Below are 13,971 nucleotides of genomic sequence, written 5' to 3' on the forward strand. Positions count from 1 at the left end.
TGTCCGTTTAGATTCCTCTTGCATGACATCAGCAGTTGAGGAACAAGTGCAGGAACAGCACTGCAGCACCCGGAACAACAACATTGACAACGACGTCACGGACACGTCGCACACCGCTTCGAAGTCCAGGACGCATGTGCGCACGGTGGCCGATCTGTTCGTCGAATGCCTCGTCAACGAGGGCGTGAAGACGATGTACGGCATCCCCGGCGAGGAGAACATCCCGCTGATGGAGGCGATCGCCCGCGACGGACGCATCCGATTCATCCTGACGCGCCACGAGCAGGGGGCCGGTTTCATGGCGGCCACGCAGGCGCATCTGACCGGCAGACCGGGCGTGTGTCTGGCGACGCTCGGGCCGGGGGCGCTCAATCTGACGCTGCCGGTCGCGCAGGCGAATGCGAGCACCGTGCCGTTGGTGGCGATCTGCGCGCAGGGCAATGTGACGCGCCTGTATAAGGAGTCGCATCAGATCGTCGATCTGGTCTCAGTGTTCCGTCCGCTCACGCAGTGGACGTCGATGGTGGTGGAGCCGGCGTCAGTGCCGGAGATGGTGCGCAAGGCGTTCTCGATCGCGCAGCGCAACCGCCCGGGTGCGACCTGCCTGATCCTGCCGGAGGATGTGGCCGAGATGCCGGCGCCCGAGGACGCGCATCCGCTGCCGCTGCCCGATCCGATGGACTTCGCGCCGACCGAGGACACGATCGCGCGCGCGGTCGACATCATCCGCAGCGCGAAGCATCCGATCATCCTCGCCGGCAACGGCGTGGCGCGAGGTCACGCCGAGAACCGTCTGCTCGAGCTCGCCGAACAGCTCAACGTGCCGGTGGCGACGACGTTCGAGGGCAAGGGCGTGATCTCTGATCGCATCCCGCTGGCGCTCGGCGTGGTCGGGTTCATGCGTCACGACTACGAGAACTTCGCGTTCGACGAGGCGGATCTCATCATCGCGGTCGGATTCTCGATCCAGCAGTTCGATCCGAAGAAGATCAATCCGAACGACGACAAGACGATCATCCACATCAACACGTTCATCGAGGACACGGACGCGCACTATTCGACGGCCCTGAACATCATGGGCAACATCGACGCCACGTTGAAGGCGTTGATCGCCGCGCTGCGCGAGCACCGGATCACGTTCGGCGTATCGCATCCGAAGATCCACGAGCTGCTCACGGACGAGTACGACGCGTATCTTCACGATGACTCGTTCCCGATGAAGCCGCAGCGCATCGTCGCCGACACGCGCCGCGCGATGGAGACGGACACCGACATCGCACTGGTCGATACGGGCGCGCTGAAGATGTGGATGGCGCGCCTCTACCCCACCTACTATTCCAACACATGCGTGATCGACAATTCGCTCTCCACGATGGCGTGGACGCTGCCCGGCGCGGTGTCCGCCTCGCTCGAGCATCCGGGCAGGCCCGTGCTCGCGGTGATGGGCGACGGCTCGTTCATGATGAACGTGCAGGAGATCGAGACGGCGGTGCGCGTGGGCGCGCGCATCGTGATCCTCGTGTGGGTGGACGAGGCGTACGGTCTGATCAAGTGGAAGATGGACATCCATGACGGGGCGCACGAATACGTCGACTTCAACAATCCGGATGTGGTCGCGCTCGGCATGAGCTTCGGCGCGAAGGGCCATCTGATCGAATCGGCGGACGAGCTCTACCCCGTGCTGCGCGCGGCGCTGCGCTCGGGGTCGGGCATCGACATCATCGCCTGCCCGGTCGACTATTCGGAGAACATGAAGCTCATCGACAAGCTCGGCGAGGTCGATTTCAGCGGCTGAGCGATGGTGGGGTCCGATCAGCCGATCGGTCCCGAAACGACATGAGGTCCCTGATTCCTTGGAATCAGGGACCTCATCGGCTATTGGGGGAACCGAGAATAACCGGCCGTCACTCCTGAGGAGCGTCGGCGCCGTCGGCTTGAGCCGGGGCGTCACCGGACGCAGCCGGAGCGGACGCACCGACCAGCTCGGGCTTGTCGTCCTCGCCCTCGGCACCGTCGGCCTTCGGCTCCTCGAACGCCTCGCCCTTGAAGGTGAATTCACCCAGGATGCCCTCGCCCTCGGAGTCGACCACCACGCGCTGGCCGTCCTTGAGATCGCCCATGAGGATCTTCTCCGAGATGGCGTCCTCGATGTCGCGCTGGATCACGCGACGCAGCGGACGGGCGCCGAGCAGCGGGTCGAAGCCCTTCTGCGCGAGCAGGTCCTTGGCGGAGTCGGTGAGCTCGAGCGACATGTGACGCTCGAACAGACGATCGTTGAGCTGCTTGATGTCGAGGTCGACGATCTGACGCACCTGCGGCTCGGTGAGCTGCTTGAAGACGATGATGTCGTCCAGACGGTTGAGGAACTCGGGGCGGAACTGCTGCTTGAGTTCGGCGCTCACCTGCTCCTTCATGCGCTGGTAGCTCGACTCGGTGTTGGAGCCGAGGTTGAAGCCGGTGTTGGCGGCCTTGGCGATGTCGCGCGTGCCGAGGTTGGTCGTCAGGATGATGATCGTGTTCTTGAAGTCCACCTTGCGGCCCTGGCCGTCGGTCAGATGGCCGTCGTCCAGCACCTGCAGCAGCGTGTTGAAGATATCCGGATGGGCCTTCTCGATCTCGTCGAACAGGACGACGGAGAACGGCTTGCGGCGCACCTTCTCGGTGAGCTCGCCGCCCTCCTCGTAGCCGACGTACCCCGGAGGGGCACCGAAGAGACGCGAGGCGGCGTACTTCTCGGAGAACTCGGACATGTCGACGCGGATCAGCGCGTCCTCGTCGTCGAACAGGAACTCGGCGAGGGTCTTGGCCAGCTCGGTCTTGCCCACGCCGGTCGGGCCGGCGAAGATGAACGAGCCGGACGGACGCTTCGGATCCTTGAGGCCCACGCGCGTGCGGCGGATCGAACGGGACAGTGCGGAGACCGCCTCGTCCTGACCGATGATGCGCTTGTGCAGCTCGGCCTCCATGTTGAGCAGCTTCTTCGACTCGGCCTGGGTGAGCTTGAACACCGGGATGCCGGTGGAGGAGGAGATGACCTCGGCGATCACGTCCTCGTCCACGACCATCTTGGAGTCGGATTCGCCCTCATGCCATGCGGTCTGCCTGGCCTTGAGATCGGCCTGCATCTTCTCGAGGCTGTCACGCAGCGACGCGGCCTTCTCGAAGTCCTGGTCCTTGACGGCCTGCTCCTTCTCGGCGGAGACCTTGGTGACCTTGTCCTCGAGCTCCTTGAGCTCCGGAGGCGTGGTCAGACGCTTGATGCGCAGACGCGCGCCGGCCTCGTCGATCAGGTCGATGGCCTTGTCCGGCAGGTTGCGGTCCTGGATGTAGCGCGCCGACAGTTCGGCGGCCGCCTGCAGGGCGCCGTCGGTGATGGTCACGTGATGGTGGTTCTCGTAACGGCCGCGCAGGCCCTTGAGGATCTCGATGGTCTCGGCCACGGTCGGCTCGTGCACCTGGATCGGCTGGAAACGACGTTCGAGGGCCGCGTCCTTCTCGATGTACTTGCGGTACTCATCGGTCGTGGTCGCGCCGATGGTCTGGAGCTCGCCACGCGCGAGCATCGGCTTCAACATGTCGGACGCGCCGAGCGCGCCGTCGGCCGAGCCGGCGCCGACGATCGTGTGGATCTCGTCGATGAACAGCACGATGTCGCCGCGCGTCTTGATCTCCTTGAGGACCTTCTTCAGACGCTCCTCGAAGTCGCCGCGGTAGCGGGAGCCGGCCACCATGGAGCCGAGGTCCAGCGAGTAGACCTGCTTGCCCTTCAAGGTCTCCGGCACGTCTCCGGCCTGAATCTTCTGGGCGAGGCCCTCGACGACGGCGGTCTTGCCGACGCCGGGCTCGCCGATCAGCACCGGGTTGTTCTTCGTGCGGCGGCTCAGGACCACCATCACGCGCTCGATCTCCTTGGAGCGGCCGATGACCGGATCGAGCTTGCCCTCGGCGGCCTCCTGCGTCAGGTTGCGGCCGAACTGGTCGAGGATGGCGGAGCCGGTCTTGTTGGACTTGTCGGCCACGCCGCCGGCGTTCGCCAGATCGCCCTTGGCATCGGCGGTGCCCGAGTTGCCGCGGATCATGTCGATGGTGGTCGAGCGCAGCTCGCCCAGATCGACGTCCATCTTGATGAGCACCTGGGTGCCCACGCCCTCACCCTCGCGGATGAGACCAAGGAGGATGTGCTCGGTGCCGATGTAGCTGTGGCCGAGCTGCAGCGCCTCGCGCAGGCTCAGTTCGAGCACCTGCTTGGCGTGCGTGGTGAAGGGGATGTGACCGTTGGACGTCGCGTTGCCCTTGCCGATCATCTCCTCGACCTGCTTGCGGGTGGCGTCCAGCTCGACGCCCTTCGCGGCGAGCGCCTTGGCCGCCACGCCCTCACCCTCGCGGATCAGGCCGAGCAACAGATGTTCGGTGCCGATGTAGTTGTGCTGAAGGGCTCGCGCCTCTTCCTGCGCCAACACGATCACGCGCCGCGCACGGTCTGTAAACCGTTCGAACATACTTGTCCTTCCTCAATTGACACTGTGGTTCACTCTAGCGATTCGCGATGACGTTTGGCGACTTACCGCCCATATTCCGCTCAAAACGTATCCGTGGCCATTATGCTGATGGTATAGCCACATTGATAGGAGGCACATGATGACCACACAGCAGTTTGACGCCGACATCGTCGTCGGTGTCGATGGCTCCGACGAGTCGTTCGCGGCGTTGAAGTGGGCGCTGCGCGAGGCGGCTCTGACCGGGCAGACGATCAACGCCGTGTTCGGCTGGACGCAATCGTGGGATATGGGTTCCGAGCCGGACAGCGAGGAGGCGTGGGCCCAGATGCGCCACGACATCGCCACCCAGCTGCGGCAGTGGGTGGATAAGGCGTCTGAGGGCATCGACTTCGATCCCGAGCATTTGAAGCTCACCTCGGTGAAGGCGTCCGGCACGTCCGCGCTGCTGCAGATCGGCAAGGATTCGCAGCAGATCGTGGTCGGCCGTCGTTCGCTGGGACGTGTGGCGCGCTGGTTCATGGGATCCCTGTCCGCCTCGCTCGCCGAGGAGGCGGAGGTGCCGGTGACGGTGGTGCGCATCGCCGGCAGCGAGGACGAGACCGTGACCGACGACATCGCCAACGCCCTGACGCCGGTCGAGGAGAAGGTGCATTACGTGCCCAGCGAGGGCGTGGTCGAGGAGTCGCGTCGTCCGATCGTGGTCGGCGTGGACGGCTCCGAAACCTCGAAGCGCGCGCTGAAGTTCGCGATGCACGAGGCGCAGGTCCACGATTCGCCGCTGCATGTGCTGTTCTGCTGGCAGCTGCGCGATCTCGGCCACATCGAAGGGTATGAGAACTCGGTGGCCCCGATCGAGGTCGGGCAGCGCCGCGCCGAGGAGCTGCTCAATGCTCTGATGAGCGATACCGCGGTGCCGGAGGGACTGGCCGTCCAGACGCATGCGTTCCACATCCCCGCCTCGAAGGGCCTGATCGCCGCCTCACGCTACGCCAGCCATCTGGTGGTCGGTTCGCGCGGCCTGAGTGGTCTGGACGCACACTTCCTTGGATCGGTCTCCCGTCAGATCGTCAACTTCGCCGAGTCGACCGTGACCGTCGTGCACTGACGGCATGCGCGTTGATGCGTCGCGTGCGTGCGTATCAACGCATCAACGAGTGATCCCCCACCCTAAACGGATGGGGGATCACTCATATCCATCAGATCACACGCACCGTTGTCAGTGCAGACGGCTCATTCCTCCGGTCTGACTGACGGCGGTGCGGTTGGCGCTGATCAGTCGCAGGCGCCGACGGTGTGGACGTAGATGGAGTCGGTGCTGCCCGGCTGGTGCAGACCCTGGGCGGAGCTCAGGATGACGACCTTGTCGCCGTCGGAGACCTTGCCGGCCTCGCGCAGGATCTTGTCGGTGAAGACCATGAGATCCTTGCGGGACTTGTCGTGGTAGTCCTCGTCGAGCAGGAACGCCTCGGTGCCCCAGGACAGAGCCAGCCAGTGGTAGGTGTGCACGTTGTTGGTGATGCCGTAGATCGGGGCGGCCGGACGCTCGCGGGAGACGCGGTGCACGGTGTTGCCGGTCTGGGTGTAGGCGACGATGGCCTTGGCGTTGAGCTTGTCGGCCAGGTCGACGGCGGCGGAGGAGACGGCGCCGGTGGAGGACATGTCCAGGTTCTTCAGAGCCGGGATACGGTCGAAACCGTGCTCGGTGGCGAAGCCGGAGATACGGGCCATGGTGGAGACGGTGACGGCCGGGTACTCGCCGACGGCGGTCTCGTTGGAGGTCATGGTGGCGTCGGCGCCGTCGAGGACGGCGTTGGCGCAGTCGGAGGCCTCAGCGCGGGACGGAACCGGGGAGTGGACCATGGAGCCGAGGACCTCGGTGGCCACGATGACCGGCTTGGCGTACTGGCGGGAGAGCTCGATGATGCGCTTGGTGGCCAGCGGGACCTCCTCGAGCGGGCACTCGACGGCCATATCGCCACGGGCGGCCATGATGCCGTCGAAGGTCTTGACGATGTCCTCGAGGTTCTCCAGAGCCTGCGGCTTCTCGATCTTGGCGACGATCGGGATGCGACGGCCTTCCTCGTCCATGATCTCGTGGGCGCGGTCGATGTCGGTGGCGAAGCGCACGAAGGACATGGCGATGATGTCGGCGCCGGTGCGGATGGCCCAGCGCAGGTCCTCCTCATCCTTCTCGGTCAGAGCCGGCAGGGAGACGGCGACGCCCGGCAGGTTGATGCCCTTGTGGGAGGAGACCGGTCCGGCGACGACGACCTTGGTGTGGACGTTGTTGCCCTCGACCTTGGTGACCTCGAGGCGGACCTTGCCGTCATCGATCAGGATCGGATCGCCCGGGTGGCAGTCGCCCGGCAGGCCCTTGAAGGTGGTGGAGGTGATGTGCTCGTCGCCCTCGACGTCGTCGGTGGTGATGACGAACTCCTGGCCTTCCTTGAGCTCGACCTTGTCCTCGCCTTCGGCGTTCTTCTTGAACCAGCCGCAGCGGATCTTCGGGCCCTGCAGATCGACCAGCACGGCCACGTTGCGGCCGGCGGCCTTGGAGGCCTGACGCACGTTGTTGTAGACCTTGAGGTGGTCCTCAGGCGTGCCGTGGGAACGGTTCAGACGGGCCACGTCCATGCCGGCCTCAACGAGGCTGGTGATGCCTTCAAGGGACTCGCTGGCGGGGCCGATGGTGTCGACGATCTTGGCTTTGCGCATGTTGCCTATTCCTAACTTTGCAACGGACGGAACCGGAATGGCTCCGTTTTCCACTACAGCAGTGTACTAGGTTCCCTCCGGTGAATCCAGTTTTTCGCAAGGCGTGTTGTTAGCGCTCACAACCCAATAGCCGCAACAATGGGAACGCTCACGGAATCAGCCCTTCCAAGGCAATTCCGTGAGCGTTCCCATAGCGTTCACGATGCGGTAAACATCGCATCCGTCCCTTGGCCGGCGGCGGTTCCGTCTCCGGCCACGCCGTCACTTGGACGAGGCAGCGGGCTTCCCCTCCACCTGCTTCATCTTGACGACGGACGCGATCGCGGCGCCGCCGATCGCCACGACGATGACCGCCAGCGACAGCCAGGTCGGCACCTCGGGCACCCAGTGGACGCCCTGACCGCCGTTGATGAACGGCAGGGTGTTGCCGTGCAGGGCCTCCATGATGAGCTTGACGCCGATGAAGCCCAGCACGATCGACAGGCCGGCGGGCAGGTAGACGAGCTTGTCGAGCAGTGCGCCGAGCAGGAAGTACAGCTGCTGCAGACCCAACAGCGCGAACACGTTCGAGGTGAACACGAGGAACGGGTCCTTGGTCAGGCCGAAGATCGCGGGGATCGAGTCGAACGCGAACATCACGTCGGTGGTGCCGATCGCGAGGAAGACGATGAGCATCGGCGTCCAGTAGCGTACGCCGTTCTTGGTGGTGCGCAGCTTCTCGCCGTCGTATTCGTTGGAGATGCGGATCACCTTGCGCAGCGTGCGGATGATGCCGTTCTCCTTGTATTCCTCGTCATCGTCTCCCCCGGCGATGAGCTTGATGGCGGTGTAGATCAGGAACGCGCCGAAGATGAAGAACACCCAGGTGAAGCGGGTGATGAGCGCGGCGCCGATGAGGATGAAGATGCCGCGGAAGATCAGCGCGACGGTGATGCCGACCGACAGCACGAACTTCTGCAGCTGCTTCGGCACGGCGAAGTTCGACATGATGATGACGAACACGAACAGGTTGTCGACCGACAGCGAGTATTCGGTGAGCCATCCGGAGTAGAACTCGATGGCGGGCTTCGAACCGGCGAAGTACCATATGAATCCGCCGAAGATCAGCGCCATCACCACGAAGAAGGCGATATGCTGCACGCATTCCTTCGTGGAGGGCACATGCGGCCGCCGTCCGATGACGAACAGGTCGACGATGAAGAACAGGGCAAGCACCACGAACGTGGCGATTTCAAAAGCAAGAGGGGTTTCGGCCATGATTCATTACCCTAACCCATCATGTTGACGCCTATGTATCCTGTTCCGCCCCGTCTCATGCCCATCATCTCGACCTCCATCCCGTTCTCCCGGCGAGCTACATGAGGTCTCCCGGCCGGGCCTTTCCGGAAACCTACTTGCCGGCCTCGGTCATCTGCCGCAGCTCCTTCTTGAGGTCGCGGATCTCGTCGCGCAGGCGCGCGGCGAGCTCGAACTGGAGCTGCTCGGCGGCGGTGTGCATCTGCTCGCTCAGCTGGCGGATCAGATCGGCGAGATCCTGCGCCGGCAGCCCCGCCTTGAGGATCTCCTCATGGCGCCTGTCCGCCTCCGTCGGGTCGTACACCGGCACGCCGAGATGCGTGTTGCCCGCTTTGCCGGCGTTGCGATAGCCGCCTTCGAGCAGGGTCTGGGTATCGACGTCCTCCTTGGCAAGCATGTCGTTGACGTCGCTGATCTTCTTGATCAGCGGCTTGGGGTCGATATGGTGCTCCTTGTTGTACGCGATCTGCTTGGCGCGGCGGCGTTCGGTCTCGTCGATCGCCTTGCGCATCGCGTCGGTGGTCTCGTCGGCGTACATGATGACGGTGCCGGACACGTTTCGCGCGGCGCGGCCGATCGTCTGGATGAGTGAGCGATAGGAGCGCAGGAAGCCCTCCTTGTCGGCGTCGAGGATCGCGACGAGCGACACCTCCGGCAGGTCGAGGCCCTCGCGAAGCAGGTTGATGCCGACGATCACGTCGATCTTGCCCTCGCGCAGCATACGCAGCAGCTCGACGCGGCGCAGCGTGTCCACGTCGGAATGCAGGTATTCGACCTTGATGCCGCGTTCGATCAGGTAGTCGGTCAGATCCTCCGCCATCTTCTTGGTGAGGGTCGTCACCAGCGCGCGCTCGTTGCGCGAGACGCGGTCCTTGATCTCGGCCAGCAGATCGTCGATCTGCCCCTTGGTCGGCCGCACCTCGACCTTCGGATCGAGCAGGCCGGTCGGACGGATGATCTGCTCGACCACCCCGTCGGACAGTCCAAGCTCGTAGTCGCCGGGGGTGGCGGACAGGTAGACGGTCTGGCCGACGCGCTCCAGGAACTCCGGCCATTTGAGCGGACGGTTGTCCATCGCGGAGGGCAGGCGGAAGCCGTGTTCGACGAGCGTGCGCTTGCGTGAGGCGTCCCCCTCGTACATCGCGCCGATCTGCGGGACGGTCACGTGGCTTTCGTCGATGACAAGCAGGAAGTCGTCGGGGAAGAAGTCGAGCAGCGTGTGCGGAGGCGTACCGGGGGCGCGGCCGTCGAAGTGCCGTGAATAGTTCTCGATGCCGGAGCACACGCCCACCTGCGTGAGCATCTCCAGATCGTAGGTGGTGCGCATCGTCAGCCGCTGCGCCTCCAGATCCTTGCCCTGTTTCCTGAGTTCGGCGACGCGCTCGTCGAGCTCCTCGCGGATGGTCTTCAGCGCCCGTTCCATGCGTTCGGGGCCGGCCACGTAGTGCGAGGCCGGGAAGATGTGGACCTGTTCCTCATGGGCGATGACGTCGCCGGTCAACGGATGGAGCGTTGAGATGCGGTCAATCTCGTCGCCGAAGAACTCGATGCGCACGGCGAGCTCCTCGTAGACGGGGATGATTTCGACGGTGTCGCCGCGCACGCGGAACGTGCCGCGGGTGAAGGCGATGTCGTTGCGCTTGTATTGCATGTCGACGAACCGGCGCAGCAGCTGGTCGCGGTCGATCTGCATGCCCTCGCGAAGCAGCAGCATGCGCCCCGCGTATTCCTCGGGCGTACCGAGGCCGTAGATGCACGAGACGGTGGCGACGACCACGCAGTCGCGTCGGGTGAGCAGGTTCGCGGTGGCGGCGTGACGCAGTCGCTCCACATCGTCGTTGATGTTGGAGTCCTTTTCGATATAGGTGTCGGTCTGCGGGATGTACGCCTCAGGCTGGTAGTAGTCGTAGTAGCTGACGAAGTAGCTGACGGCGTTGTCGGGCATGAGCTCGCGGAATTCGGCGCACAGCTGCGCGGCGAGCGTCTTGTTCGGTTCGATGATGAGGGTCGGCCGCTGGAGACGTTCGATGAGCCACGCGGTGGTGGCGGTCTTGCCGGTGCCGGTGGCGCCCATGAGCACGACGTCGTTCTCACCGTCCTCGATGCGTCTGGCGAGCTCCTCGATGGCCTGAGGCTGATCGCCGGACGGTTTGTACGGCGATTTGACGACGAACGGCTTGTTCGTGCGCTCGATGTTGAATCCCATAAGGCCTTATAGTAGCTGTTCCGCGTTCGCCCACCGATCAACCGCGGCCATCATCTCGCCCACGGGCCGCGAAGAATCGATGACGACGTCGGCGATGGCCTCGCGCTCGGCACGGGTCGACTGGCTGCGGATACGCGCCTCGGCCTGCGTACGCGTCATGCCTCGCGTCGAGACCATGCGTTCTATCCGGGTCTCGACCGGCGCCTCGACGGTGATGATCCAGTCAAACCGGAACGGGATCTCGCCGATCACCTCGGCGAGCAGTGGCACATCATGCACGACGACGCGCGTCTCGGGGTGATCACGCTCGATGCGTGCAGCCTCCTTATAGATCAGCGGATGCTCGATGGCGTCGAGCCGCTCACGCGCACCGGGTTCGGCGGTGTCGCCGAAGACGTGCTCGGCCACCCACGCACGGTTCATCGACCCGTCCGGATTGAGCGCGTCGGGACCGAACTCCCGTGCGATCCGCGGCAGCGCCGCTCCCCCGGGCTCGACGACCCTGCGCGCCAGAACGTCATAGTCGATGTGCAGCGCGCCGAGCTCGACGAGATGCGCGGCGACGGTGCTCTTGCCCGCCGCAATGCCGCCGGTCAGTCCGATTCGTATCATGACTCGCCATTCTACGAAGAAAAACGTACGAGCATACGAGAAAACCCCGGCTCCCTTTCGGGAAGAACCGGGGTTTTCCTAGGCGTTACGCCACAAGTTCAGCGACGAGGCGGAACTCACTTGCCGAGGAGCTGGTCGCGCAGGGCGGCGAGCTGATCGGAGTCGGCGAGGGTGCCGGCGGAAGTGGACTCGGAGGAGTAGTTGGACACCTCTTCGACCTTCTCTTCCTTCGGAGCCTGGCCGTCGGCGGCAGCGGACTCGTCCGCGTGCTCAAGTTCCTTGGCGACGAACTCCTTGTGCTCCTCCCACAGCTGGTGGGCGGCCGCGTACTGGGCCTCCCACTCCTCACGCTGCTTCTCGTAGCCAGCGATCCACTCGTTAGTGTTCGGGTCGAAGCCTTCGGGGTACTTGTAGTTGCCCTGCTCGTCGTACTCGGCCGGCATGCCGTACAGCGCCGGATCGAAGTCCTCGGAGGCCGGATCGACGGAGTCGTTGGCCTGCTTGAGGGACAGGGAGATGCGGCGACGATCGAGATCGACGTCGATCACCTTGACGAACACGGTCTCGCCCGGCTTGACCACGGTCTCCGGGTTCTCGACGTGACGGTTGGCGAGCTCGGAGATGTGCACCAGGCCCTCGATGCCGTCCTCGACGGAGATGAACACGCCGAACTGGACGATCTTGGTGACCTTGCCCTTGACGATCTGGCCGGGGACGTGGGTGCGGGCGAAGCGCTGCCACGGATCCTCCTGGGTGGCCTTGAGCGACAGGGAGATGCGCTCGCGGTCCAGATCGACGTCCAGGACCTCGACGGTGACCTTGTCACCGACCTTGACGACCTCGGACGGGTGGTCGATGTGCTTCCAGGACAGCTCGGAGACGTGGATGAGGCCGTCGACACCGCCGAGATCGACGAAGGCGCCGAAGTTGACGATGGAGGACACGACACCCTCGCGGATCTGGCCCTTCTTGAGCTGGGACAGGAAGGTCTCGCGAACCTCGGACTGGGTCTCCTCGAGGTACTGACGGCGGGACAGGACCACGTTGTTGCGGTTCTTGTCGAGCTCCAGAATCTTGGCCTGGATCTTCTGGCCGATGTACGGGGAGAGGTCGCGGACGCGACGCATCTCGACCAGGGAAGCCGGCAGGAAGCCACGCAGACCGATGTCGACGATGAGGCCGCCCTTGACGGCTTCGATGACGGTGCCCTCGACAACGCCGTCAGCTTCCTTGATCTTCTCGATGTCGCCCCAGGCGCGCTCGTACTGGGCACGCTTCTTGGACAGGATCAGACGGCCTTCCTTGTCTTCCTTGGTGACGACAAGGGCCTCGACGGTGTCGCCGACCTTGACGACCTCGTCGGGATCGACGTCCTTCTTGATGGAAAGCTCGCGGGAGGGGATGACGCCCTCGGTCTTGTAGCCGATATCCAGGAGGACCTCGTCGTGATCGATCTTGACGACGGTACCCTCGACCAGATCACCATCATCGAAGTTCTTGATGGTGGAATCGACTGCCTTGATGAAGTCCTCTTCGGTGCCGATGTCGTTGATGGCGACCTTGGTGACCTCAGTGTTGTTCTCTGCCATGTAAATGTATGGTTTCTAATAGTTGGATGGATAATTACTCGTTCTTAAGTTATTCGCGCACCCCTAAAGGCACACAAACGTCTACAATACCGCCAGCCCTGCCCAAAATATGAGCGAAATCCTAGGCGTGTCGCAGTTGCCGTTCGGCCATCTCGACGACGTTGGCCAGGAGCATGGCGCGGGTCATGGGGCCCACTCCCCCGGGGTTCGGCGAGTAGGCGGAGGCCTTGTCGTAGCAGGCCTTGTCGATGTCGCCCTTCACGCGCCAGCGGCCGGCCTCATCGTCGTAGACGCGAGAGACGCCCACATCGAGCAGCACGGCGCCATCGGCGATCATGTCCGGCTTGACGAATCCGGCGGAGCCCATGGCGGCGACGATCACGTCGGCGCGGCGCATATGGTCGACGACGTCGCGCGTGCCGGTGTGGCACAGCGTGACGGTGGCGTTGACGGCACGACGCGTGAGCATGAGCCCGATGGTGCGGCCGATGGTGATGCCGCGGCCGAGCACGCACACCTCCTTGCCGGCGAGATCGATGTCATACGCGCCGAGCAGTTCGATGACGCCTCGCGGCGTGCACGGCAGCGGGGTCGTGACGTCCTCGCGCACGTGCAGCACGAGTTCGCCCAGATTGTACGGGTGCATGCCGTCGGCGTCCTTGGCCGGGTCGATCAGGTCGATGATCGCGTTCTCGTCGATCCCGCGCGGCAGCGGCAGCTGCACGATGTATCCGGTGCATGCGGGGTCCTCGTTCATGTCCCTCACGGCTGCGGCGATGTCGTCGAAGCTCGCGTCGGCTGGCAGCTCGTGCTTGATCGATCGGATGCCCACCTCGGCGCAGTCGGCGTGCTTGCCGGCCACGTACTTGACCGAACCGGGGTCCGATCCCACCAGCAGGGTGCCCAGCCCCGGCTCGACGCCGGCGGCCTTCAGCCGTTCCACGCGCGCCCGGAGCCCTTCCTTGATCTGCGCCGACACCGCTTTGCCGTCAAGTCGTATGGCCATATCTCGCTCACCTCTTGTCAGGTTGGTTTTCAGGTCGATTGTCAGGTC

At 64.1% G+C, this 13,971-nt stretch carries 9 protein-coding genes; 2 read left to right on the forward strand and 7 right to left on the reverse strand.

Annotated elements, in window-relative coordinates; translation table 11 throughout:
* Positions 1 to 22 precede the first annotated feature (22 nt).
* Complete coding sequence (locus BW11_RS01340) at positions 23 to 1,795, forward strand: acetolactate synthase large subunit (RefSeq protein WP_140444407.1); 1,773 nt, start codon at positions 23 to 25, stop codon at positions 1,793 to 1,795.
* 109 nt (positions 1,796 to 1,904) lie between these two features.
* Here the strand turns inward: BW11_RS01340 and BW11_RS01345 are convergent, their stop codons facing one another.
* Positions 1,905 to 4,499, reverse strand: a complete 2,595-nt coding sequence (locus BW11_RS01345) for an ATP-dependent Clp protease ATP-binding subunit (RefSeq protein ID WP_140444408.1) — start codon at positions 4,497 to 4,499, stop codon at positions 1,905 to 1,907.
* Positions 4,500 to 4,638: 139 nt separating this feature from the next.
* On the opposite strand from BW11_RS01345, the gene BW11_RS01350 reads away from it, so the two are divergent.
* Positions 4,639 to 5,604, forward strand: coding sequence for a universal stress protein (locus BW11_RS01350; RefSeq protein WP_140444409.1), 966 nt, complete (start codon positions 4,639 to 4,641; stop codon positions 5,602 to 5,604).
* A 167-nt stretch (positions 5,605 to 5,771) separates the two neighbouring features.
* On the opposite strand, the gene pyk is transcribed toward BW11_RS01350, so the two are convergent.
* From pyk to BW11_RS01380, 6 genes are all read right to left on the reverse strand, one after another.
* Positions 5,772 to 7,214, reverse strand: a complete 1,443-nt coding sequence (pyk, locus tag BW11_RS01355) for a pyruvate kinase (RefSeq protein WP_140444410.1) — start codon at positions 7,212 to 7,214, stop codon at positions 5,772 to 5,774.
* A gap of 261 nt (positions 7,215 to 7,475) precedes the next feature.
* Positions 7,476 to 8,471, reverse strand: a complete 996-nt coding sequence (locus tag BW11_RS01360) for a TerC family protein (RefSeq protein ID WP_140444411.1) — start codon at positions 8,469 to 8,471, stop codon at positions 7,476 to 7,478.
* A gap of 133 nt (positions 8,472 to 8,604) precedes the next feature.
* Positions 8,605 to 10,716: an excinuclease ABC subunit UvrB gene (gene uvrB / locus BW11_RS01365; RefSeq protein WP_043165378.1), complete on the reverse strand. Its 2,112-nt coding sequence runs from the start codon at positions 10,714 to 10,716 to the stop codon at positions 8,605 to 8,607.
* Between the two features lie 6 nt (positions 10,717 to 10,722).
* A complete protein-coding gene (gene coaE, locus BW11_RS01370) occupies positions 10,723 to 11,328 on the reverse strand; it encodes a dephospho-CoA kinase (RefSeq protein WP_140444412.1) in 606 nt (201 codons plus the stop codon).
* Positions 11,329 to 11,444: 116 nt separating this feature from the next.
* Positions 11,445 to 12,917 (reverse strand): 30S ribosomal protein S1, encoded by a 1,473-nt coding sequence (gene rpsA, locus BW11_RS01375; RefSeq protein WP_043165382.1) that lies wholly within the window; start codon positions 12,915 to 12,917, stop codon positions 11,445 to 11,447.
* Between the two features lie 121 nt (positions 12,918 to 13,038).
* A complete protein-coding gene (locus BW11_RS01380) occupies positions 13,039 to 13,923 on the reverse strand; it encodes a bifunctional methylenetetrahydrofolate dehydrogenase/methenyltetrahydrofolate cyclohydrolase (RefSeq protein ID WP_043165384.1) in 885 nt (294 codons plus the stop codon).
* Between the last annotated feature and the right edge of the window lie 48 nt (positions 13,924 to 13,971).

Origin of the sequence: Bifidobacterium sp. UTCIF-38, assembly GCF_006454495.1 — a bacterium.
GTDB classification, from domain to species: Bacteria; Actinomycetota; Actinomycetes; order Actinomycetales; family Bifidobacteriaceae; genus Bifidobacterium; species Bifidobacterium callitrichos.

Excerpts from the sequence above, each read along its gene's own strand:
- BW11_RS01340 (WP_140444407.1), top strand. The coding sequence starts at position 23 with ATGACATCAGCAGTTGAGGAACAAGTGCAGGAACAGCACTGCAGCACC.
- BW11_RS01345 (WP_140444408.1), bottom strand. The coding sequence starts at position 4,499 with ATGTTCGAACGGTTTACAGACCGTGCGCGGCGCGTGATCGTGTTGGCG.
- BW11_RS01350 (WP_140444409.1), top strand. The coding sequence starts at position 4,639 with ATGACCACACAGCAGTTTGACGCCGACATCGTCGTCGGTGTCGATGGC.
- pyk (WP_140444410.1), bottom strand. The coding sequence starts at position 7,214 with ATGCGCAAAGCCAAGATCGTCGACACCATCGGCCCCGCCAGCGAGTCC.
- BW11_RS01360 (WP_140444411.1), bottom strand. The coding sequence starts at position 8,471 with ATGGCCGAAACCCCTCTTGCTTTTGAAATCGCCACGTTCGTGGTGCTT.
- uvrB (WP_043165378.1), bottom strand. The coding sequence starts at position 10,716 with ATGGGATTCAACATCGAGCGCACGAACAAGCCGTTCGTCGTCAAATCG.
- coaE (WP_140444412.1), bottom strand. The coding sequence starts at position 11,328 with ATGATACGAATCGGACTGACCGGCGGCATTGCGGCGGGCAAGAGCACC.
- rpsA (WP_043165382.1), bottom strand. The coding sequence starts at position 12,917 with ATGGCAGAGAACAACACTGAGGTCACCAAGGTCGCCATCAACGACATC.
- BW11_RS01380 (WP_043165384.1), bottom strand. The coding sequence starts at position 13,923 with ATGGCCATACGACTTGACGGCAAAGCGGTGTCGGCGCAGATCAAGGAA.